We start from the raw sequence: 20,550 nt of genomic DNA on the forward strand, positions 1-20,550 counted from the left end.
GCGAGGCCTTTCTCCCCATCTTCCCTGCGCCACCTTGGTCGCAGGCCGGAGTTGGCACCATCTCCCGGCCGGCCTCGCAGGATCGCGAGCGCGCCATAGCCGGGTGGTTGCCGGGGCTTCGCAGGGCCGGTCCCTCCACCCCTCTGGATGAGCGGTATTCAGTTGTCGATGCACGAGTGCTTTGAACTCGTATGGGTGACTTTACATGAGCTGACCGGATGCCAGACAGCCGGGTCCACCGACTGAGACGGTACCCGGACGAGGTCTTGATCACGCCGGCGATTCCCGCCGGACGGTCCGCTGGGTCGGGTCCAGGAACACGTGCCGGACGATCGGGAGCCGCTCCCGGAGCCGCCGGTCGATCTCCCCGGCGACGTCCTCGGCCTGGTCGGCGCTGATGTGGTCGGAGAAGTTGACCTTGGCGGCGACCAGCAGCTGCTCGGGCCCGAAGTGCATGGTGAGCAGCTCGTCCACGCCGGTCACGCCGGGCGCGCCGAGGATCTCCGCGCGGATCTCGCGCTGCGCGTCGGGGTCGGCGGCGCGCCCGATGAGCAGGCCGGTGCTCTCCTTGCCGATCAGGAGCGCGAGCGCGACGAGCAGCAGCCCGATGAGGACGGAGGCGAGCCCGTCCCAGAAGTCCGACCCGGTGATCTGCCGCAGCACCAGCCCGCCGGCGGCGAGCGCCAGGCCGACCATCGCGGCGCTGTCCTCGAACAGCGCGGTCTTGAACGTCAGGTCGGGGGACTTGCGGACGTGCTCGACGAGGTCGCGGTCGTTCTCACGGGTCTCCTTGCGCGCCTGGTAGACGGCGCGGACCCAGGACGTCCCCTCCAGCACGGCGGCGAGGGCGAGGACGGCGTAGGCGAGCCAGACGGCCGTGCCCGTGCCGCCGTGGCCGGTCATGGTCAGGATTCCCTCGAAGATCGAGAACCCGGCTCCGGCGATGAAGATCCCGAACGCGGCGAGCAGCGACCAGACGTAGCGCTCGTTGCCGTATCCGAAGGGATGCCGCCGGTCGGGCGGGCGTTCGCTGCGCCGCAGCGAGGCGAGCAGGAAGCTCTGGTTGAGGGTGTCGGCGATCGAGTGGGCGCCTTCGGCGAGCATCGCGCTCGACCCGGCGAGCAGGCCGGCGACCAGCTTGGTGATCGCGAGAATGGCGTTGGCCGTCCCGGCGACGAGCACGGTCTTCGTCGTGTCGGACCTGCTCATTGCGATCGATTACCCCTTACAAAACGGGCTAATCCGACCGATGTCCGGCCGTGGCGGAAACCACGCGGGTCACTGTGGAGCACCCCGGTCACAACTGAGACCCTGCCGGTATGAGCCAAGTGCTGGTGGCATCCAACCGGGGCCCGGTGTCGTTCTCGCTGTCGGAGGACGGCGGGCTCGCCATGCGGCGCGGCGGCGGCGGGCTGGTGTCCGGCCTGGCCGCGGTCACGGGCGCGCCGCGCGACCCTGGTCCGCCCCGCCCCGCGGGGACGCCGGACCTCGCGGGGACGCTGGAACTCGCGGACACGCCGGAACTCGCGGAGACGGCGTCGCCGTCCGCCCAAGACCCGGATGTCCTCTGGGTGTGCGCGAGCCTCAGCGAGGCCGATCGGACGGCCGCCCGCCGTTCCCCCGACGGCCGCATTGACCAGGCGGGTTACGACACCGGCGGCGCGGCGGTGCGGATGCTCGACATCCCCCCGGCCACGTTCGACCGTGCGTACAACGCGGTGGCCAACTCGACGCTGTGGTTCGTCCACCACCTTCTGTACGACACACCCCGCAGCCCGCATTTCGACGCCCGCGCCCGCCGCGACTGGCAGTCCTACGAGGCGTACAACGCGGCGTTCGCGGACGCCCTGGCTCGGGACGCCGCCAACGGCGCGAAGGCCGCGATCCAGGACTACCACCTGTCACTGGCCCCCCGGATGCTCCGGGAACGACGTCCCGACCTGAGGATCGCCCACTTCTCCCACACGCCCTGGGCGCCGCCCGAGTACTACAAGCTCCTCCCAGACGACATCGGCCTGCAGATCCTCCTGGGCATACTCGGCGCCGACCACGCGGGGTTCCTCACCGAGCGGTGGGCCTCAGCGTTCCTCGACTGCTGCGAACTGGTCCCGGGCGCTCGGGTCGACCGTGCCGCCCGGACGGTCACCTGCTCGGGGCACACCACGCACGTAGGCGTCCATGGGCTCGGCGTCGACGAGGAAGCACTGCGCCAACGCGCCGCCCAGCAGGACGTCGTCGAGCGGGCGCGCGCGCTGAGGGAGCAGGTGGGCGACCGCCAGCTCATCGTGCGCATCGACCGGACGGAACTGTCGAAGAACATCGTGCGCGGTCTCGCCGCCTACCGGGAGCTGCTCGTCAACCATCCCGAATGGCGCGGACGCGTCGTGCACCTGGCGTTCGCCTACCCGTCCCGCTACGACCTGCCCGAGTACCGCGAGTACACGGCGGCCGTCCAGGAGATGGCCGAGCAGATCACCGACGAGTTCGGCACCGCCGACTGGGATCCGCTGATCCTGCAGGTGAACGACGACTATCCGCGGTCTCTCGCCGCGTACGGCCTGGCGGACGTCCTGCTGGTCAACCCCATCCGCGACGGGATGAACCTCGTCGCGAAGGAAGGGCCCGTCCTGTCGGAGCGGGGCTGCGCGCTGGTGCTGTCGCGGGAGGCGGGCGCGGCGTCCGAACTGTCCGACGACGCGCTGATGGTGAACCCCTTCGACGTGTCGCAGACGGCCGAGACCCTGCACCAGGCGCTGCTGATGCCGCGCGCCGAGCGGGCCGAGCGCTGCGCCCGCCTCACCGCCGCCGCGACGGCGCTCCCCCCGCAGCGCTGGTTCGCCGACCAGCTCGCCGCCCTCGACTAGCGTCGCGGTGTGCCGCCCACTCCGGGCGGGAGGGCGGCACACCGCAGGTTCAGGAGCTGCTGGCGGAGGTCTCGGTGACCAGCCGGCAGTCGACCGGGTTCGGTTCGTGCCGCTGCCGCCAGCGCTCGCGCAGCGCGTCCTTGCTCTGCGCCATGCGGCGGTGGGCGCTGACCCGGGTGAAATGGGCGAGCTGGGACGTGGACGGCTTCGGCAGGCCGCTCGGCTCGTAGCCGTACTCGGCGAGCCGCTCCCCGAAGGCGGCCTCGGCCAGGCTGATCTCCCACGGGTCGAGGCGCTCCGCCCACGACCCGATGCGGCCGGTGGTGACCTCGTCGCGCGTCCGGCCGTGCCACCTCTTGCGGGACGGGACGATCTGCCGCGCGAGGCCCTCCGGGTGCGTCATCGCCGGATCGAAGTCCTCGCCGAGGAAGCCGCAGAGCCGCGTCAGCTCGTCGGCCGGATCGGCGACGAGCCGCTCGTACTGCAGCTCGTAGTAGGTGTCGGGGCCGAGGCGCGCGGCGAGCCGGCGGCCCTGGTCGATGGTCTCCCGCCAGAGCGACACGGCGTGGTGGACGTCGCCGTCGTACCAGGGCATCTCCAGCAGGGAGGCGACGCAGTCCCGGCCGTCCCGGACGAGGTGGACGAACTGCGCGTCCGGGAACATCCGCAGCAGCGGGCCGGCGTACCGGGCGTAGCTCGGGCGCTTGTCGCCCCAGCGCGGCTTGCCGTGCAGGCGCGCGTAGGCGCGGAACACGATGCCGAGCGCGGAGCCGAGCGTCGGCGGCCCGTCGGTGATCTCGTCGATGACCTCGCCGGTGTCCAGGCCGAGCTCGCGCACCTTGGTGGACCGGTCGCCGGTGATCCACTCCGCGAGCGCGCGCCTGTTCTTCCTGTCCGCGAGGTCACCGAATCCGCACCTCGCCGTATAGGCGGGGAGGACGAACTTCGTCTCCGTGGGGATCGCGATGCGGGAATGCGAGTGGAGCATCAGCCGCAGCAGGGTCGTCCCCGAACGGGCGCAGCCGAGAACGAAGATCGGTCGGTCGTGGCGGGAGGCCGGTCCTGATGGCATGCACCGCATGCTGGTGGAGGCGCCCTGGTCACGGCCCTGATTATGCACGCACCGTTACCGTGCGATTACCGACCTTTGACGGCCCGGTCCCGGCGCGGGAACCGGCCGTCCGGTACGGGAGGGGTCAGGTGTAGGACTCGCCCAGCGTCTGCCGGACCTGCTTGCGCGCCTCGTGGATGCGGGACTTGACCGTGCCGAGCGGCAGGTTGAGCTGCGCGGCGATCTCCGCGTACTCCAGCTGGGACACGTCCCGCAGGACGAGGGCCTGGATGAGGTCGGGCTTGCGGGCCTCCAGGTCCTCCATGGCGTCGAGGATGTCGACCCGGGATCCGGCGATGACGCTGGTCCGGCGGGGGTCGGGGCGCTGCTGGGGGAGCTCGCCCGCCTGCTCGACCGACCGGCGCTTCAGCGACCGGTAGGTGGACCGCGCGGAGTTGGCGACGACGACATGGAGCCAGGTGCTGAACCGCGACCGGCCCTCGAACCGGTGGATGTTGCGCGCGACCTGGAGGAGCGCGTCCTGGCATGCCTCTTCGGCGTCCTGCCGGCAGGGCAGGAAGCGCGAGCTGTGCCGCAGCACGTCCGGCTCGATCTTGCGGAGGAGCTCGTTGAGGGCGCCCTGGTCGCCCTGAGCGGCCTTCACCGCCAACTCCTCGGTCCTCTCGTCGAATGCCATGCCGCCTCATCGCTCGTTCGCGGGGTCACCCCGTTTGCTGGGATGATACGGGAGTGTCCTTCCCAGCATCTGTAGGCCGTTACCGAATCGATCGCGTCCTGGGTTCGGGGGCGTTCGCCTCTGTGTGGCTGGGGCACGACGACGCCTTGGAGTCGCAGGTCGCCATCAAGGTGCTGAACAGCAATCTGGTGGACGACCTGGACGTGCGCAACCGCTTCCTGGAGGAGGCCCGGATCCTGCGCCGCGCCGACTCCGAGCGGCTCGTCCGGGTGCACGACATCGGCGAGCTGCCGGACGCCCGCCCCTACTTCGTCATGTCGTACGCCGACCGCGGGACGCTCGGCGACCGCATGCGGGAGCGGCCACTTCCGGTCAGCGAGGTCGTCGCGCTCGCCGAGCAGATCGCCTACGGCGTCGAGGTGATCAACACGCTCGGGGTGATCCACCGCGACCTCAAGCCGTCCAACGTGCTGTTCCAGTCGACGCCGGACGGCGGCGAGAAGCTGCTCATCGCCGACCTCGGCCTGGCCAAGGCCCTCGCGCACGCGTCCGGGGCGTTCACGCTGCCGGTCGGCACCCCCGGGTACATGTCGCCGGAGCAGGCGCGGTTCGGCGGCGGCCTGGACGTGCGCGCCGACGTGTACGGGCTCGGCGCGCTGACCTACCACATGCTCACCGGACGGGCCCCGGGCCCGGCGCCGGTCAAGTCGCCGCCGAGCGAGCTGCGCGAGGGGCTGCCGCCGGCGTTCGACCAGGTCATCATGCGGGCGCTGGAGGTGGAGCGGGAGAAGCGGTGGCCGACCGCGGAGGCGTTCGCGGAGGCGCTGTCCACGCTGCGCCCGACGACGGCCCCGGCCGCGCCCGCCGCGCAGCCCGCACAGCCCGCGCCCCCGGTTCCGGCTCCGGTCCCGCGGATCGACGCGGACGCCACCGTCCAGGACTTCTACCGCGACGGCACCATGGCGCAGCCGCCCGCGGCGGGCCCCGGCCGTCCGCCCGGTCCCGGCCCCGGTCCCGTGCAGCAGCCGCCCGGCCCGGGGCAGACCGTCGCCGCGAACCAGGCCGAGCCGCCCGACATGCGGACCCGGCTCGACCAGCCCGTGGAGGACGACGTCCGCACGTCCGAGATGCGCCTGCCGCCGGGCCCGCGCGGCGACGGCCAGGCGACGATCGTGGACGACCCCGCCGGGCGCGCCACCCCGTTCGGGCAGGGCGAGGGCCCCACGTCCCCGGACAATGACAACGACCGCACGGTGTCGTACCAGGGGCCGCCGCAGGGCGGCGACAACAAGACCGCCGTGTTCCCGACCCAGCCGCCTCCGCAGGGCGGCGCGCCCATGCCTCCGCAGGGCGGCGCGCCCATGCCGCCGGTGGGCGGACCCTACGGCGGCCCGCCGCCGCCCACGGGTTTCCAGCCCCCTGCCCCGGGCCCGGTGCAAGGCCAGGGCGGTGAGCAGGGCGGGCTGATGAACAGGCTGTCGGGCGGCGGCTCGGGCGGCGGTGCGCCCAAGAAGTTCGTCACGCCGCTGGTCATCACGGTGGTCGTGCTGGCGGTCGCGGTCGTCGGCGGGCTGACGCTCGGCCTGCTGTTCTCCGGCGGCGACGGCAAGGACGGCAAGGACGAGAAGGGCGCGGCGATCCCGAAGGACTTCGTCGCGGCCTCCGACACCGCCGGCAAGATCAAGACCGCGGTGCCGAAGGCGTGGCCGCTGGACAAGGAGCAGACGTGGACGCCGTCCAGCGTCGGGCTGACCGACAACCAGCCGCGGGCCGTGCTCCGCGCCACCCCTGACAAGGCCGCGTTCCTCGGCAACGGCAAGGGCCCCGGCGTCTTCATCGGCGTCACCACCGACCTGCGCCCCGGCCAGCTTCCGCCGCCCAGCGCGTCCAACCACCCGCAGTGCACGAAGGCCGCCCCGGAGAACTACACCACGCCGGACGGCGCCCTCAGCGGGACGATCACCCGCTTCACCGCCTGCAAGACCGGCACGCCGTCGGTGACCGAGATCGGCCTCAAGGACAAGGCCGGCAAGTTCGGCCTGTGGATCCGCGTCAAGGAGACCGACGACCGCGACGCCACCAAGGACATCCTCGACAACCTCAAGGTGACTCTGTAACCCCGGGACGCGGCGGCCGCGCGAGCGGTGGGCGATGCCGCCTTCTCGTCGTCGGTGAACGCCGCGCCCTCCAGTAAGGAGCGCGCGGCGCCGGTGTCGGTGTCGACGTAGGGGACTCGCTGGGGCCGTCGGTGCCGCACCCGTCGATGCTCCGTCGTCTATGTGCGTCAGTCGCCGCTTTCCCGTCCCGCACAGATTCTCGGCGATGCAGCCCGTCGTGAACCCGCGAGCGCGAATCCCGGACGGCCCGAGCCTTCTCGCGACGTGATGCAGATCACAATAGTCGTCGTTGCATCGTCGAGCTATTCCGATATATCGTTAATGCATCGCAACCGATCACTAGACGAAGGAGACCGCGATGCACGACCACACGATGAGAAGGCGCGGCGGGGGCCGGGGGCCCATGGAGCGCGGGCGGCGCGGGGATCCGTTCGGTCCCTGGGGGCCCGGCGGTCCCGGGCTCGGGCCCGGTCCGGGCGGCCATCACGGACGCGGTGGGCGCGGCCGGCGCACCCGGCGCGGCAACGTCCGGGCGGCGCTGCTCGCCCTGCTCGCCGAGCGCCCCATGCACGGCTACGAGATGATCCAGGAGCTGGACGGCCGCACCGGCGGCGTCTGGCGCCCGAGCCCCGGCTCGGTCTACCCGACCCTCCAGATGCTGGAGGACGAGGGCAAGGTCGGCAGTGAGGAGCAGGGCGGCAAGCGCCTGTTCTCCCTCACCGACGCCGGCCGCGAGGAGGCGGAGGCGCAGACCACGGCCCCCTGGGACGAGGTCACCGCGGCCGCCGGCGAGAACGTCCTGCGCGGACGCGAGGCGATCGGCCAGCTGATGGGAGCCCTTCAGCAGGTGATGGCGGTCGGCAGCGAGGCGCAGAAGGCGCGCGCGCTGGACGTCGTCAACGACGCCCGCCGCCGCCTCTACGGGATCCTCGCCGACGACCCCGAAGCCGAGTGAACCCGCACGACCGGAACCGCCGCGCCCCAGCCGGGCCGCGGCGGTTTCGCGTTCACGCGCTCAGCGCGGGAAGGGCGCCTGCTTGGCGAGCTGGTCGGCCATGTAGAGCTGCTTCCACACGTACAGGCCCATGTCCGTGCGCTTGACGGCCCGGTTCACGGGGACGTCCACCGTCGCGCGCACCAGGAACGACGAGTTCGGCGGCAGGTACTTGTCGCCGCCGTCGCCCGGGACGAGCTGGCCGCCCGCGAGATGCCGGACGACCTGGCTCCGCGTCGGCGGGGTGCACATGTCCTCGGGGACGCCGGCCTGCGGCATGCACCGTCCCTGCGCGTCCGGCGCCACCAGGCTCCGCCTGACGAACACGTCGCCGGGGAAGTCGAGCAGGACGTTCTTCTGCGTCGGGTTGCTGAGGATGTACTCGACATAGGGGAACGACGTCCCGGACGGCGGCGAGGACTGCGACGTCGGGGCCACCCCGTCGCTGACCCCGCTCGTCACCGCCGCGAGCCGGTACTTGGAGCCGTCGGCGGTGCCGACCGTGATCGGCGTGCCCGCGTCGGGCAGCTCGCCGGTGCCGATCGGGCTCTGCTCCCCGCTGGACGGCGCCGCCTCCGTCCCGCCGCCGTCGTCGCCCGATCCCGGCGTGAGGACGAGGCCGGCCGTGACGAGCCCGGCGAGCACGAGCACGCCCGCCGCGACGAGCCCGCTGCGGCGCCCCGCGCGGCGGCGCGCCTGCCGGTCCCGCTCCCGCTCCCGCGACCCCAGCCGGACCTGCACGCCGCTGGTCTCCCGGACCCCCATCGGCCCGGTCGTGGACGAGCGCTCCTGGCGCTCGGAGTAGGCGTCCTGCGCCTCCGGCACCCCGGCCCACTCCGCGGCACCCGCCCGCGCCGGCCCAACGGGCTCGGACGGCCCGCCGACCCGCGGCCATCCCCCGGTCTGCGACAGGTCGGACGGCTGCGGACCGGTACCGCTCCCGGTTCCGGCCTGCGACAGGTGGATGGTCTGCGGAAGCCCACCCGGCTGCGGCAGCCCACCCGTCCGCGAGACGCCCTCCGGCCACGAGACATCACCGGCCTGCGGGACGCCACCGGTCTGCGGGGCCGCGCCCAGCTGCGGCACGCCGCCGGTCTGCGAAGCGACGCCCGGCCGCGAAGCATCGACCGGCCGTGAGACATCGCCGGACTGCGAGATGCCACCTGGCTGCGGGGCCGCGCCCGGCTGCGGGACGCCACCGAGTTGCGGGGGGACGCCCGGCTGCGGGCTGGTGCCCCGGGGTGGGGTGGCGGGTTCTGGGGGCGTGCCCCAGACGCGCGGGGTTTCGGTGGGGGATGCCTGGACGATGGGGCGGGTCGGTGCGCCCGGCGGGATGGGCGCGCCCGGCGGCTGGACGGGCGTCCCCTCCCTCGGGGTGGCCCTTGGAAGGCCACTGGCGGGCGTGTGCCTGATGTCGTCCGGACGGCGCGGGGCTCCCGGTCCCGTGTCCACCATCAAGCCTCCCCATGTCCTCGGCGTGACTCCCCCGTGAACCACGCTTGTCGCAATCCACCATATTTTGGCGCAATTGGACCCGACGTCTACGGGCGCCCCCAGAGTCTCGCGAGATGCGACAACTCCGGTTCGGAGTCTTGTCACTTCTCCGACAAGGTAGTGCCCAGGTCAGGACGGTACGTCCACCAGGGCGCCCATGAGGTCCACCACGCCGGCCGGGCCGTCGACCACCACGTCCGCCCGCTCGGCGAGCTCGGTGACCTCCGCGGACCCGCTGCACACCAGCACGCCCGGCACGCCCTCCGCGCGCAGCGCCTCGACGGCGTCGAACGCGGCCAGGTCGCCCAGGTCGTCCCCCGCGAACAGGACGGCCGACGGGCGGGCGCCGAGCTCGTCGACGAACCGGCGCAGCGCCATGCCCTTGTCCATGCCGTGCGGGCGCAGTTCGAGGACGAGGCGTCCGGGCTCGACGGTGAGCCCGGTCCGCTCGGCGAGCGCGGCGATGATGCTCCGCAGCCGCTCCAGCGCGACCTCCGGCTCGGCGCAGCGCCGCGTGTGGACGGCGAGCGCCTGCCCCTTGTCCTCGACGAAGGTCTCGGGCGGGGCGCCCGCCGCCGCGAGGACGCCGGGCAGCTTCGCGCGGGCCTCGGCGACGCCCGGCGGCGGCTCCGGCTCGGTCAGCACGCCGGACTCCCAGCGTTCGAGCCCGTACTGCCCGAGGACGACGAGCCCGTCGATGCCCTCGAAGCCGCCGTACTCGACGGCGACCGCGGCCGGACGTCCGGTCACGATCACCAGCGCGCCGACCAGCGGGGCCAGCCGGGCGAGGGCGGGGGCGGCGCCGGGATGGGCCCGGGCCGAGGCCGGATCGTCCACGATGGGCGCGAGCGTGCCGTCGAAGTCGAAGCCGAGCACGGCCCCGGCCGGGTTCCTGCGGATCGCGTCGAGGCCGCCGGCGCCGGCGGCCGTCACAGAGCGGGGAGAGGTCACCCGACCCAGTGTGGTCGGGTCAGGGCCGGATGCCGAGTCGGCGCGCGGCGCGGCTGCGTTGCCGCTGTGACCGCATCCGGCGGAGGCGCTTGACGAGCATCGGATCGCACTCGAGCGCCTCGGGTCGGTCGATCAGGATGTTCAGGAGCTGGTAGTACCGCGTCGCCGACATGTCGAACAGCTCGCGGATGGCCTGCTCCTTGGCTCCGGCGTACTTCCACCACTGCCGCTCGAAGGCGAGGATCCGCCGGTCGCGCTCGCAGAGGTGGTCGGCGTGGAAGGCGGCGTCGTCGGCCCCTCCCTCGTCGTCTTCGGTCAGGGGTCGCGGGGGTCGGCCATCGTCCATGCTTCCGTCCAGTGGGGGGACGTCACCGCGGGGGCCGTCGGGGGCGTTCGCCGCTCGCATCAGGTCCCCTCTGTGGTTACTGATCCCGGCTCGTCCGGGTTCGGGCGGGTGCCATGCTACGCGCCCGGGCCGACAAGTTCCGGTGGTTCACGGGGAACGGGGGCCGGTGGTTCAGTGCATCACATCCCGGTTCACCTGCGGCTCTTTCGCGCCGTGTGTCTCATCGCGAACGGCAGTCCCACGGGTCCCGATCATGTGCAGACTACATAGGTTAAAGTGAGGAGTTCGCCGCGTCCGGCGTCCGACACGCGAACGGAGACCTTGCATGGCGACGGAGACTCCCGGCCCGGGACGGCCCGCCGAGCCGGACGCACCGGCGCCGCCCGAGCCGCAGGGGGATCCCACGCTCACCGACATCGCGATGGCGCTGTTCCACCTGCGCCGCGTGTGGGCCAAGCCCGACCTCATGAAGCGGATCCGCGCCCAGACGTCCGCCGGTCCGGACGGGCGGCCGCTGCAGTTGTCGAACCTCATGGTGGTGAACGCCGTCGCCGCGCTCACGGCCGCCGCCGAGAAGCCGGAGTGCGCCACGCGCCCCTGCGAGGTCACGGTCGGCGCCGTCGCGGAGCGGCTGGAGATCGACCCGTCCACCGCGAGCCGGCTGGTCGGCCACGCCATCGACGCCGGGCTGGTGTCGCGCCGCCCGTCCCCGGTCGACGCGCGCCGCGCCAACCTCGGGCTGACCGAGGCCGGGCTGCGCGTGAAGCGGGTCGCCGACCGGTCCCGCCGCGCCTACCTCGACGCCCTCATGGCCGGCTGGACGGCGGACGAGCGCGCCGAGTTCGCCCGCCTGCTCACCCGCTTCGCCGACGCCGCCGGCCGCGCCCCGGAGTACTCCGACGGCATCGGCCGGATCTTCGAAGAGGCCGCCGCCGACTGACCCCGCCGGCCCGCGGCGGAGGCGAAGCGGGTACGGCGGCCGGCGTCTCGCCGTCGCCGGACGCGCCTCCGCACACGCCGCCGCCCCCGGCCGGAGGAGCCGAGATCGGTCTCCGGACCGAGGGCGTCCCGGACCGAGGGCGTCCCGGACCGAGGACGTCCCGGACCGAGGGCGACGGCCCGGGCCGGAGGCGGTGGTGCGCCGCCCTGGCGAGCCCCCGCCGGGCGGCGGCGGTCAGTCGCCGTCGCGGAGGGCGGACATGCGCATGAGGTACTCGTCCTCGTCGATCTCGCCGCGGGCGAACCGCTCGGCGAGGACCGACCGCGCCTTGGTCATCGGGTCGGCCGCCGCCGCGGCCGCCGTGGCGTTCGTGGTCATGCGGCGCCGGATCAGGTAGAACACCGTTCCGAGCACGGCCAGCCAGAACAGCCCGAACGTGATCGGGAAGACCGGCCAGAAGGCGGGGGCGTCCCCGTCGTTCCAGCCGCCCGGGTGCATGGCCGCGGCCTGCGCCGCCAACGTCGTCAGCATGGTTCATCGACCCTTCCTGTGTGCGGATACGTCGATGCTCGGCGACGGGTACGGGGTGCCGCGTCGGCCGGCCGGAGGCACTCGCACTACGCCCGGCGGAGTACCGCGATCACCACCAGGGCGGCCGGTAGTCCTCGTCCTCGGCGGGGCGCGCGTGGTGCGGACCGCGTCCGTGCGGGTCGTCGCCGGGCCGGTCCGCGCCGGGCCCGTAGGCGGTTTCGGCGTCGCCGGGACCCGGCGGCGGGACGGCCGGGAACGCCCCCGTGGCCTGCTCGTCCGCGGGAAGTACGGGCGGGGGCGGCGCCTCGTCCGGCGGCTCGGCGGATACCGCGGGGAGCGGATCGGTCTCGCCGGGATCCGGCAGGTCGAGGGCGCCGCGCCGGAACGCCTCCCAGTCGTCGTCGTCCAGGGTGGGCTCGTCGTCGTCCGCGGCGGCGCCGTTCAGGTCGCCGGCGCTCACGTCGGCGGCGTGGCGGCCGTTGGCGTGGCGGCCGTTGCCCGGGCCGTGCCCGTTGGCATGCCCGTTGCCGGACGCGTGCCCGTTCGACGCGAACTCGCCCGGGACGAACGGACGCAGCTCGTGCGACATCATCGGGGGCTGCTTCGGCTCGATGGGCGGCGGCAGCGGCTCGCCGCCGGGAGGGGACCACGGCTCGGCGTCCCAGGACGAGGGCTCCGGGGACGCGTCGTCCCAAGGCGACCGGTCCGGCGGCGCGGCGTTCCGGTGGGGGTCGGCCTGCGGGAGGGGGTCCAGGGGCGGTCCCTGGTAAGCCTGCGTGTTCTGCCAGAGCGGCACGCTGACCGGCGCCCACCCGGGCTCGCCGTCGGCCTGCCCGGGGACGTGCCCGGACGCGGCGGGGCCGGGCACGGCGGGGCCGGGCACGGCGGGGCCGGGCACGGCGGGGCCGGGCACGGCGGGGGCGGGTCCGGGCGCCGCGGCGGGCACGGACGGCAGCCCGTACTCGGGAACGTCCTCGGTCTCCTCCAGGCCGTCCTCGGGACGGCGCCGCTGCCGCCAGCCGAGCACGAGCCCGAGGACGACGAGCAGCCCCCCGCCGCCGAGGACGAGCGGGAGCAGGACGCCGGCGTCGCGCTCGGGCAGCGCGGTGACGGGGGTCGGCGTGGGCGAGGGCGCGGGCGGCGGCGTCTCCACCGGTCCGCTCGACGTCTTGTTGATCTTGTGCGCGGCGTAGAGGGTGCGCAGCGCGTCGACCGTCCCGCGGCAGGCGGTCGACCCGGTCGGGTAGCCGCGGCGGGCCGGGGAGCCCTGGATGAGCGCCTGCCTGACCTCGGCCGGGGTGAGCTTCGGATAGCGCGAGCGGACCAGCGCGGCGACGCCCGCGACCATCGCCGACGACGCGCTCGTGCCCGTCCCGACGACGTAGCCGTTGCTGGCGTCGGCGCTGACGATGTCGACGCCGGGCGCGCAGACGGCGGCGTGCGAGCGGCGGTTGCTGTCCTTCCAGAGGCGCAGCCGGCGGTCGAGCGCGCCGACGGCGATCACGCCCGGGTAGGAGGCGGGGAAGTTCTCGCGGTTGGCGCCGGACCCGTCGTTGCCGGCGGACGCGATCAGCACGACGCCCTTGGACAGCGCGTACTTGATCGCGCTCTCCTGCGACTTGGTGCCGGTGTAGAACTGGCGGCCGCCGCCGAGCGACATGTTGATGATGCCGGCGCCGTGGTCGACGGCGTAGCGGATGCCCTGGGCGACGGCGTCGTGCTCGCCGGTGCCGCCGTTCTGCTGCCCGTTGTCGCGCCGCAGCGGGTCGTCGTTCTCCAGCGTGACGCGCACGGACAGGACGTGGCTGAGCGGCGCGACGCCCATCATCCCCTGCGACAGCCCGGGGCCGTGGCCGTGCCCGGAGATGATGCTGGCCATCGACGTCCCGTGCAGGCCCCAGTAGCGGGTGCCCGGGGACCGGACGCCGCCGGTGAGGTCGGGCCCGCCGACCACGTGGCCGGTGAGGTCGGGATGGTTCGCGTCGACGCCGGTGTCGAGGACGGCGACGGTGACGCCGCGCCCTTTGGAGTACTTCCATGCCTTCTGCGCGTGCAGGACCTTCAGGTGCCATTCCCGGGACCGGATCTGGTCGGCCCGCGCGTTCACCGGCGCCCCGGCCGCGGCCCCGCGGACGGCCTGCTGCCGCGCGGTGCGCTCCCCTCCGGAGACCATCGCCACCGGCACGGCCACCGCGGCGCCGAGCGTGACGGCGGTCAGGACCGCGGTCGCCCGGGCGCCGAGCCGGTGCGGGGAGAGAGTCGGTCGGGATCGCCCCTGACGGCGTCGACCGGCTTCGGACACGCCGCCGCACCTCCCTCCGGCCACCGCCGCGCTCCACGGCGGGTGACATTCTGCCATGGCAACCGCGTCCCGGCCCCGGCACTCGGCACATTCGGGCAGGCCCGGGACAGTCTGGATCTTTCCCCCCGCCCTTCCCCGCCAGGCGTCCTGTACTCATGGGTAACCGCAGGGTGGACGAATGGTAACCCGCCCGCGCCCGCGCGCGTCAGCCCCGGGTACCCGATGGTCGGCGTCAGTGCGCGCCGGCGCCCGTGAGCGCCCGGACGGACAGGTCGTCGTAGCGTTCGGTGTCGGCCTTGTCGCGTCCGAGGAACGTCCCGGCGACCGCGCACGCGAACCCGATCGGGATCGACACGAGGCCCGGGTTCTCCAGCGGGAACAGGTGGAAGTCGACGCCCGCCGGGAACAGCGACAGGCTCTCCCCCGTCACCGGGTCGACCTTCCCCGACACGATCGGCGAGAAGAACACGAGCACCAGCGCGCTCGCCAGCCCGCCGTAGATGCCGGCGACGATCCCGGCGGAGTTGAACCGCCGCCAGAACAGCGACAGCACGATCGCCGGGACGTTCGCCGACGCCGCCATCGCGAACGCCAGCGCCACCAGGAAGGCGACGTTCAGGTTCCGCGCCACCACCGCGAGGACGATCGCGAGCGTCCCGACGAGGAACGACGCGAACCGCGCGACCGCCACCTCCTGCGACTCGCGCGGCCGTCCGAGCATCAGCACCTGCCCGAAGTAGTCGTGCGCGAGCGAGGTCGACGACGCCAGCACGAGGCCCGACACGACCGCGAGGATCGTCGCGAACGCCACCGCGCCGATGAACGCCAGCAGGACGTCCCCGCCGAGGCGCCCGCCGATGTGCTCCCCGACGGCCTGCGCGAGCTGGGGCGCCGCCGTGTTGCCGGACGGGTCCTGCGCGACGATGGCCTGCCGTCCGACCAGGGCCGCCGCGCCGAAGCCGAGCGCCAGCGTCGTCAGGTAGAAGACGCCGGTGAGGCCGATCGCCCAGGACACCGACGTCCGTGCGGCGCGCCCGTCCCGGACGGCGAAGAACCGGCTGACGATGTGCGGGAGGCCGGCGGTGCCGAGGACCAGCGCGAGCGCCAGGCTGATGAAGTCCAGCTTGTTCACGATCGTCTGGTACGCGTCGCCGGGGACGTCCCGCCCGTAGCGCTCGCCGGGACGCAGGAACGCCTCCCCCTTCCCGCTCGCGTCCGCCGCCGACCCGAGCATCGAGCTGACGTCGAACCCGAACCTGCCGAGGACGAGCGCGGTCAGCACGACGGCCCCCGCCATCAGCAGCACCGACTTGATGATCTGCACCCACGTGGTGGCCTTCATCCCGCCGAACGCCACATAGAAGATCATCAGCGCGCCCACCGCGACGATCGTGGCGGTCTTCGCGGTGCCGGCGTCCATGCCGAGGAACCGCTCGCCCCGGTGGATGCCGAGCAGCAGCGACACCAGGGCCCCGGCGCCGACCATCTGCGCGAGCAGGTAGAACACCGACACCGTCACGGTCGACACGGCCGCGGCCCGCCGCACCGGCGCCTGCCGCCGCACCCGCCGCGCGAGGACGTCCCCCATCGTGAACCGGCCCGCGTTGCGCACCAGCTCGACCAGCAGCAGCGCGAGCAGCCACGCCACTAAGAAGCCGATCGAGTACAGGAACCCGTCGTAGCCGTTCAGCGCGATGATCCCGGCGATGCCGAGGAAGGACGCGGCCGACATGTAGTCGCCGGCGAGCGCGACCCCGTTCTGCGCGCCGGAGAACGTCCGGCCCCCCGCGTAGAAGTCGTCGGCGCCCCGCGTGTTCACCCGCGCCCAGACCGTGATCCCGAGCGTGATGAGGATGAACGCGACGAACAGCCCGAACGTCAGCGTCCGCCCGGTCACCGCAGCTCACCCGCCAGCGGGTCCAGCCGGCGCCGCGCGTAGGCCGCGTACCCGGCGGCGAGCGCGAACGTCGAGGCGAACTGCAGCAGCCCGAGCAGCAGCGCCACGTTGACGTGCCCGGCGACCGTCCGCGCCATGAACCCGCGAGCGAACGCGGACAGCCCGACGTAGACGAAATACCACCCGAGAAACACCCCCGCGACCACCGCCGCCGCGCGCCGGAACCTCCTTCTGAGCAGCAGGAACCGCTCGTACTCCGCCACCGGCGCAAGTCCCCCCACCATCTGGCCTCCCCCTGACCGGACGTGACTCTCCGCATTGATCCGAGTGCACTATGAGATCAAAGATTCACGTACGACAAGACCCATTTGGCGAGATGCGTACACAAGGCCCTACTCGCTCTCGACCTCGACCGCCTGGACCACCTGCTGATGGAACCGGTCGACGGCGACGTCGACGCTGCGCACGAAGCCCGCCTCGTCCGTCCCGCGCCTGGAGCCCATGCCGGTGGACAGCGTCAGCCGGAACGAGGTGATCTCCGCGCCGCCGGACACGAGCAGCCCCGGCTCGCTCCGCAGGTTCTTCAACAGATCGCACGGGCCCTCGTCGCGGCCGTCCGCCAGCGCCTCCACGCGCAGCTCCTGCGGCGCGTCGGCCAGCTGCCGCAGCAGCCACTGCACCCGGGTCAGCGCGCGGGCCCGGGCGGCCGCCGGGACCGCCACGCTCGTCTCGATCTGCCCGGTCCGCAGATCGGCCTCGACCCGCACCGGCCCGCCGGCGTCCGGCATCCGGATCTCGGCGCCCATCCGCCCCGCCGCGAGCAGCGACGCCACGACCTCCGCGCGCCGGGACTCGGCGGTCGACCGCCTGCGGCGCGTCACCGGCGCGACGTTCAGCCCGGTCTCCCCGCTCAGCCGCAGGCACAGCTGCCGGACGAGCTTCTCCCAGCTCTCCGCCACCCGCTCCGCGTGCCGGTCGCCGGGCCGCAGCGTGCCCGCCGTGATCGCGTTGCGCAGCGGCACCCACGACGCCCCCATGTCCTGGAACCCCTGGCATCCGGCGTTGTCGTGCCGCAGGTAGTGCAGCAGCTCGCCGAGCATCCACGCGTGGACGGGGCTGGCCAGCCCGTAGTGGTGGCACAGCATGTGGGCCTCGTGCGCGACCTCCGCCCAGGACAGGTGCCGCAGCGCGACCTTGCGCAACCGCCTCCTGTCGACCGTCAGGGGGTGCTCGCCGTCCAGCGCCAGGTCGTTCGACAGCGTGATCACGGTCTCGTAGCCGTTCCGCGCGGCGACCTCCAGGTACGCCTCGACCTGGTCGGACTTCAGCGGGCTGCCGCCGGTCTTCGTCTCGACCAGCGCCGTCCAGATCCGGCCGGCCCGCGCGACGCGGACGGCCCCGTCCGGGCGGACCTTGGTGTCGCCGTGCTTGAAGGACGTCTCCACGAACGTCTGGACGGTGCCGACCGGCGCGCCGAACCGGGCGGTGAGGCGCCGCCCGAACTCCGGGACCTGCGCCATCACCGCCAGCAGCGTCGACGTCGCCCGCGCCTCGCGCTCGTGCTCACTGCGGAGCCCGGCGACCGGGAACAGCCGCGCGCCCTGCCAGGACGGGTGATCGGCGAGATCCGCCTTGGGTGCTTTCGGCAGCGTGCTGCGCTTCTTCGCCGTCCGGACGCGCCCGGCGGCGCGCCGCTTCCGCGCGCCCTCCCCGGACCCGGCTCCCGCCGCCGCCGTCTCTCCGGCGGGGGCTTCCGCGATGGCCGGCGGGCTCTGCCGCTCCGCGTCGTCCGCACGCGTGCCGGCGGCCTCCTTGCGGGCGGGAGCTTCGTCGGCGGGGGTCTTTTCAGCGTCGCCGTCCTCGGGGTCGCCGTCCTCGGCGTCGCCGTCCTCGACGTCGCCGTCCTCGACGGTGATGCCGAAGTCTCCCGCCAGGCCCGCGAGGCCGGATTCGTACCCCTGCCCGACCGCTCGGAACTTCCAGCCGTCGCCCCGCCGGTACAGCTCGCCGAAGACGAACGCGGTCTCCGTCCCGGCGTCACCGATGTCGAAGCCGAGCAGGGCCGCGCCCGTGCTGTCGTAGAGCGTCAGGCCGAGGTCGTCGAGCTCGCCGAAGGTGGCCCCGCCGTACCGGCTGGCCGTCACGACGACCCGCTCGACGTCCGGGGTGAGCGCCGCCAGGTCCAGCATGATGCGGTCCTCGCTGCCACCGCCGGTCGGCGTCTTGCCCAGCAACTGGACGGACCCGTCGCGGGTGGCCGGCTGGTTGTAGAAGACGAAGTCGCCGTCATCGCGCACCTTGCCGGAACCGCCGACCAGCAGGGCCGCGACGTCCGCCTCCCCGCTGCCGGACGGGTCCGCCCACCGCAGCGCCACGGTGACCGGCCCCTTGGCCTCGGTCAGGCTCGCCAGCTCGGCATTGGCCCCCTTGAGCATGTTCTGCACGCGCCACTCCCCGCATCGACCGGACTCGCGTCGTCGGCCACCGCGACGCCATCGCGATGGGCGCCGCGGCCGGGAGCAGGCCGAGCCCGAGAATGCCACCGCCGCGCACCCTTTTCGCCGTCCACACGGGTATATGGCGGAGTCCGGCCACGGAACGTAAAGCCACTGACACACAACCGCCCCCGGTGCTACCCCCCGGGGCAGGCGATCGGGCGACTACGGCGACTGGAGTCACCGGAGTGGGCCGGGTGGGTCAGCGGGGCATGCGGCGGTGTTTGCGGCGGGCTTGGAGGCTGGCGACGAGGGCGACGCCGAGCATCGCGAGGCCGACCTGGAAGACGAGTTCGATCCAGTCGATGCCCGAGGTGGTCCGGACGCCGATGATCTGGGCGATCCCCGTCCCGATGAGCGCCGCGATGATGCCGACGATCACCGTGAGGATGACGCCGATCGGCTGGCGGCCGGGCAGCAGCAGCCGGCCCACCGCCCCGATGATCGCTCCGATGATGATCGCCGAGATGATCCCCGTAATGTTCATGCCGCCCCTGTGCCCACTCAGGGTGGCCTCTCACCTGCGCTGACGTCTCCCGTGGTGGACGGCGGCCGCCGTCCCGCGGCACTGTGCCGACTCTTTTTAGTCACGAATCTTGATTATCAAGATGTATGACCATAGTGTGTGGCGCATGAAGCCGCGCTCCGGGAGGACAGGGCCATGAACGACAACGCCACCGCCTTCGGCACCGAGCCGCTGACCGTTGACGCCACCGGGCCGGCGGACGTCCGCGCCGCGATCCTCACCGCCCGCGACCGCGGTCTGCCGCTGACCGTGCAGGCCACCGGGCACGGCACGGTCGTCCCGCCGGACGAGGGGCTGCTGCTCAGGACGTCCCGCATGTCGAGCGTGCTCGTCGACTCGTCCCGCCGCATCGCCCGGGTCGGCGCCGGCGCCCGCTGGAGCGACGTGATCGCCGCCGCCGCGCCGCTCGGGCTCGTCCCGCTGTCCGGTTCGCACGCGTCCGTCGGCGTTACCGGCTACACCCTCGGCGGCGGGGTCGGATGGCTGTGCCGCCGGTACGGGTTCGCCGCCGACCACCTGCTGCGCGCTCGGATCGTCACCGCCGACGGCCGATACCTGACCGCCGACGCCGACCGCCACCCCGACCTGTTCTGGGCACTGCGGGGCGGCAGCGGCAACTTCGGCGTCGTGACCTCGCTGGAGTTCCGGCTCCACCCGGTTTCGACGGTCTACGGCGGGGTCGCGCTGTTCCCGGTCGAGCGGGCCGCCGACGTCCTCACCCGGTTCCGGGACGAGGCGGACACGCGTCCCGATGCGCTGTCGGTCTCGGTCGCCCTGACCGACCATGCAGTCCATGGCCGGGTCGTCGCCGTCCGCGCTGTCTACGCGGGCTCCGCCGAGGACGGCGCCCGGGCGCTGCGGTCACTGCGCGAGGCCGGCGGGCCTCCGCTCCAGGACGATTTCCGGCCGATGCCGTACGCGCAGACCGAGTCGCTGGGCGGCACCGCACCCCGCCACTTCCACCTTCACGCCGATCTTCCCGACGCACTGATCACCGCGATCGCCGGCAGCCGGGCGTCCGGCATCGAGGTGAGGCACTGGGGCGGCGCGATGGCCCGTCCGGCGGCGGACGCGGGTCCCGTCGGGCACCGGGACGTCCCGTTCTCGCTCACCGTCGACGGCTCCGACGCCGACGACGCAGCCTTCCTGCCGTACGCGACCGGCGGCTCGTTCCTGAACTTCCTACACGATCCGGCCAGGACTGCCGCCGCCTACACCCCGGCGAACCTCCGGCGGCTGCGGGAGGTCAAGCGCGCCTACGACCCGCAGAACGTGTTCCACCGCAACCACAACATCCCGCCCGCGTGAAATGCGAGGAAGCCGGCACGGCCGCGGCCGTCTCCGT

General features: G+C 73.3%; 17 protein-coding genes and 1 riboswitch. Of the genes, 5 read left to right on the top strand and 12 right to left on the bottom strand.

Annotated features, from left to right (window positions below; genetic code table 11):
• Positions 1-12: 12 nt before the first annotated feature.
• A riboswitch (SAM riboswitch) is annotated at positions 13-154 on the bottom strand.
• Positions 155-270: 116 nt separating this feature from the next.
• Positions 271-1,209, bottom strand: a complete 939-nt coding sequence (locus ABFX46_RS21865) for a cation diffusion facilitator family transporter (RefSeq protein WP_346044686.1) — start codon at positions 1,207-1,209, stop codon at positions 271-273.
• Between the two features lie 110 nt (positions 1,210-1,319).
• Here ABFX46_RS21865 and ABFX46_RS21870 point away from each other — a divergent pair, with 110 nt between their 5' ends.
• On the top strand, positions 1,320-2,864 hold the full coding sequence (locus ABFX46_RS21870) for an alpha,alpha-trehalose-phosphate synthase (UDP-forming) (protein ID WP_346044687.1): 1,545 nt from the start codon (positions 1,320-1,322) through the stop codon (positions 2,862-2,864).
• 49 nt (positions 2,865-2,913) lie between these two features.
• On the opposite strand, the gene ABFX46_RS21875 is transcribed toward ABFX46_RS21870, so the two are convergent.
• Complete coding sequence (locus tag ABFX46_RS21875) at positions 2,914-3,936, bottom strand: sulfotransferase family protein (protein ID WP_346044689.1); 1,023 nt, start codon at positions 3,934-3,936, stop codon at positions 2,914-2,916.
• Positions 3,937-4,060: 124 nt separating this feature from the next.
• Positions 4,061-4,612 (bottom strand): RNA polymerase sigma factor, encoded by a 552-nt coding sequence (locus ABFX46_RS21880; protein ID WP_163061338.1) that lies wholly within the window; start codon positions 4,610-4,612, stop codon positions 4,061-4,063.
• Here ABFX46_RS21880 and ABFX46_RS21885 point away from each other — a divergent pair.
• Both ABFX46_RS21885 and ABFX46_RS21890 read left to right on the top strand, forming a co-directional pair.
• Complete coding sequence (locus tag ABFX46_RS21885) at positions 4,606-6,729, top strand: serine/threonine-protein kinase (protein ID WP_346044691.1); 2,124 nt, start codon at positions 4,606-4,608, stop codon at positions 6,727-6,729. The two genes, ABFX46_RS21880 and ABFX46_RS21885, sit on opposite strands and share 7 nt — an antisense overlap.
• A gap of 358 nt (positions 6,730-7,087) precedes the next feature.
• Positions 7,088-7,684: a PadR family transcriptional regulator gene (locus ABFX46_RS21890; protein ID WP_346044693.1), complete on the top strand. Its 597-nt coding sequence runs from the start codon at positions 7,088-7,090 to the stop codon at positions 7,682-7,684.
• A 60-nt stretch (positions 7,685-7,744) separates the two neighbouring features.
• On the opposite strand, the gene ABFX46_RS21895 is transcribed toward ABFX46_RS21890, so the two are convergent.
• The 3 genes from ABFX46_RS21895 to ABFX46_RS21905 form a co-directional block, all read right to left on the bottom strand.
• A complete protein-coding gene (locus ABFX46_RS21895) occupies positions 7,745-8,809 on the bottom strand; it encodes a hypothetical protein (protein ID WP_346044695.1) in 1,065 nt (354 codons plus the stop codon).
• A 537-nt stretch (positions 8,810-9,346) separates the two neighbouring features.
• Positions 9,347-10,168 (bottom strand): trehalose-phosphatase, encoded by an 822-nt coding sequence (otsB, locus tag ABFX46_RS21900; protein ID WP_346044697.1) that lies wholly within the window; start codon positions 10,166-10,168, stop codon positions 9,347-9,349.
• Between the two features lie 19 nt (positions 10,169-10,187).
• Positions 10,188-10,514, bottom strand: a complete 327-nt coding sequence (locus ABFX46_RS21905; RefSeq protein ID WP_346044698.1) for a DUF3263 domain-containing protein — start codon at positions 10,512-10,514, stop codon at positions 10,188-10,190.
• Positions 10,515-10,839: 325 nt separating this feature from the next.
• Between ABFX46_RS21905 and ABFX46_RS21910 the strand changes: the two genes are divergently transcribed.
• On the top strand, positions 10,840-11,454 hold the full coding sequence (locus tag ABFX46_RS21910) for a MarR family winged helix-turn-helix transcriptional regulator (RefSeq protein WP_346044700.1): 615 nt from the start codon (positions 10,840-10,842) through the stop codon (positions 11,452-11,454).
• Positions 11,455-11,688: 234 nt separating this feature from the next.
• On the opposite strand, the gene ABFX46_RS21915 is transcribed toward ABFX46_RS21910, so the two are convergent.
• The 6 genes from ABFX46_RS21915 to ABFX46_RS21940 form a co-directional block, all read right to left on the bottom strand.
• Positions 11,689-11,985, bottom strand: coding sequence for an SHOCT domain-containing protein (locus ABFX46_RS21915; RefSeq protein ID WP_346044701.1), 297 nt, complete (start codon positions 11,983-11,985; stop codon positions 11,689-11,691).
• A gap of 109 nt (positions 11,986-12,094) precedes the next feature.
• Positions 12,095-14,287 (bottom strand): S8 family serine peptidase, encoded by a 2,193-nt coding sequence (locus ABFX46_RS21920; RefSeq protein ID WP_346044702.1) that lies wholly within the window; start codon positions 14,285-14,287, stop codon positions 12,095-12,097.
• 232 nt (positions 14,288-14,519) lie between these two features.
• Positions 14,520-16,184 carry a solute symporter family protein gene (locus ABFX46_RS21925; RefSeq protein WP_346044704.1) on the bottom strand — a complete coding sequence of 555 codons (1,665 nt, stop codon included), beginning with the start codon at positions 16,182-16,184 and terminating at the stop codon, positions 14,520-14,522.
• A complete protein-coding gene (locus ABFX46_RS21930; RefSeq protein ID WP_346044706.1) occupies positions 16,181-16,468 on the bottom strand; it encodes a DUF485 domain-containing protein in 288 nt (95 codons plus the stop codon). Before ABFX46_RS21930 ends, ABFX46_RS21925 begins: the two co-directional genes overlap by 4 nt.
• 108 nt (positions 16,469-16,576) lie before the next feature.
• The gene (locus ABFX46_RS21935) at positions 16,577-18,619 is read right to left on the bottom strand and encodes a TerD family protein (protein ID WP_346045081.1); all 2,043 of its coding nucleotides are present in this window, start codon (positions 18,617-18,619) and stop codon (positions 16,577-16,579) included.
• A gap of 262 nt (positions 18,620-18,881) precedes the next feature.
• Positions 18,882-19,166 carry a GlsB/YeaQ/YmgE family stress response membrane protein gene (locus ABFX46_RS21940; protein WP_346044708.1) on the bottom strand — a complete coding sequence of 95 codons (285 nt, stop codon included), beginning with the start codon at positions 19,164-19,166 and terminating at the stop codon, positions 18,882-18,884.
• A gap of 174 nt (positions 19,167-19,340) precedes the next feature.
• On the opposite strand from ABFX46_RS21940, the gene ABFX46_RS21945 reads away from it, so the two are divergent.
• Positions 19,341-20,513, top strand: a complete 1,173-nt coding sequence (locus ABFX46_RS21945; protein WP_346044710.1) for an FAD-binding oxidoreductase — start codon at positions 19,341-19,343, stop codon at positions 20,511-20,513.
• Positions 20,514-20,550: the final 37 nt, after the last annotated feature.

Origin of the sequence: Actinomadura chokoriensis, assembly GCF_039529475.1 — a bacterium.
Classification (GTDB): Bacteria; Actinomycetota; Actinomycetes; order Streptosporangiales; family Streptosporangiaceae; genus Spirillospora; species Spirillospora bangladeshensis.

Coding starts and splice junctions, on each gene's coding strand:
- ABFX46_RS21865 (WP_346044686.1), bottom strand. CDS start 1,209: ATGAGCAGGTCCGACACGACGAAGACCGTGCTCGTCGCCGGGACGGCC.
- ABFX46_RS21870 (WP_346044687.1), top strand. CDS start 1,320: ATGAGCCAAGTGCTGGTGGCATCCAACCGGGGCCCGGTGTCGTTCTCG.
- ABFX46_RS21875 (WP_346044689.1), bottom strand. CDS start 3,936: ATGCCATCAGGACCGGCCTCCCGCCACGACCGACCGATCTTCGTTCTC.
- ABFX46_RS21885 (WP_346044691.1), top strand. CDS start 4,606: ATGCCATGCCGCCTCATCGCTCGTTCGCGGGGTCACCCCGTTTGCTGG.
- ABFX46_RS21880 (WP_163061338.1), bottom strand. CDS start 4,612: ATGGCATTCGACGAGAGGACCGAGGAGTTGGCGGTGAAGGCCGCTCAG.
- ABFX46_RS21890 (WP_346044693.1), top strand. CDS start 7,088: ATGCACGACCACACGATGAGAAGGCGCGGCGGGGGCCGGGGGCCCATG.
- ABFX46_RS21905 (WP_346044698.1), bottom strand. CDS start 10,514: ATGGACGATGGCCGACCCCCGCGACCCCTGACCGAAGACGACGAGGGA.
- ABFX46_RS21910 (WP_346044700.1), top strand. CDS start 10,840: ATGGCGACGGAGACTCCCGGCCCGGGACGGCCCGCCGAGCCGGACGCA.
- ABFX46_RS21915 (WP_346044701.1), bottom strand. CDS start 11,985: ATGCTGACGACGTTGGCGGCGCAGGCCGCGGCCATGCACCCGGGCGGC.
- ABFX46_RS21930 (WP_346044706.1), bottom strand. CDS start 16,468: ATGGTGGGGGGACTTGCGCCGGTGGCGGAGTACGAGCGGTTCCTGCTG.
- ABFX46_RS21935 (WP_346045081.1), bottom strand. CDS start 18,619: ATGCTCAAGGGGGCCAATGCCGAGCTGGCGAGCCTGACCGAGGCCAAG.
- ABFX46_RS21940 (WP_346044708.1), bottom strand. CDS start 19,166: ATGAACATTACGGGGATCATCTCGGCGATCATCATCGGAGCGATCATC.
- ABFX46_RS21945 (WP_346044710.1), top strand. CDS start 19,341: ATGAACGACAACGCCACCGCCTTCGGCACCGAGCCGCTGACCGTTGAC.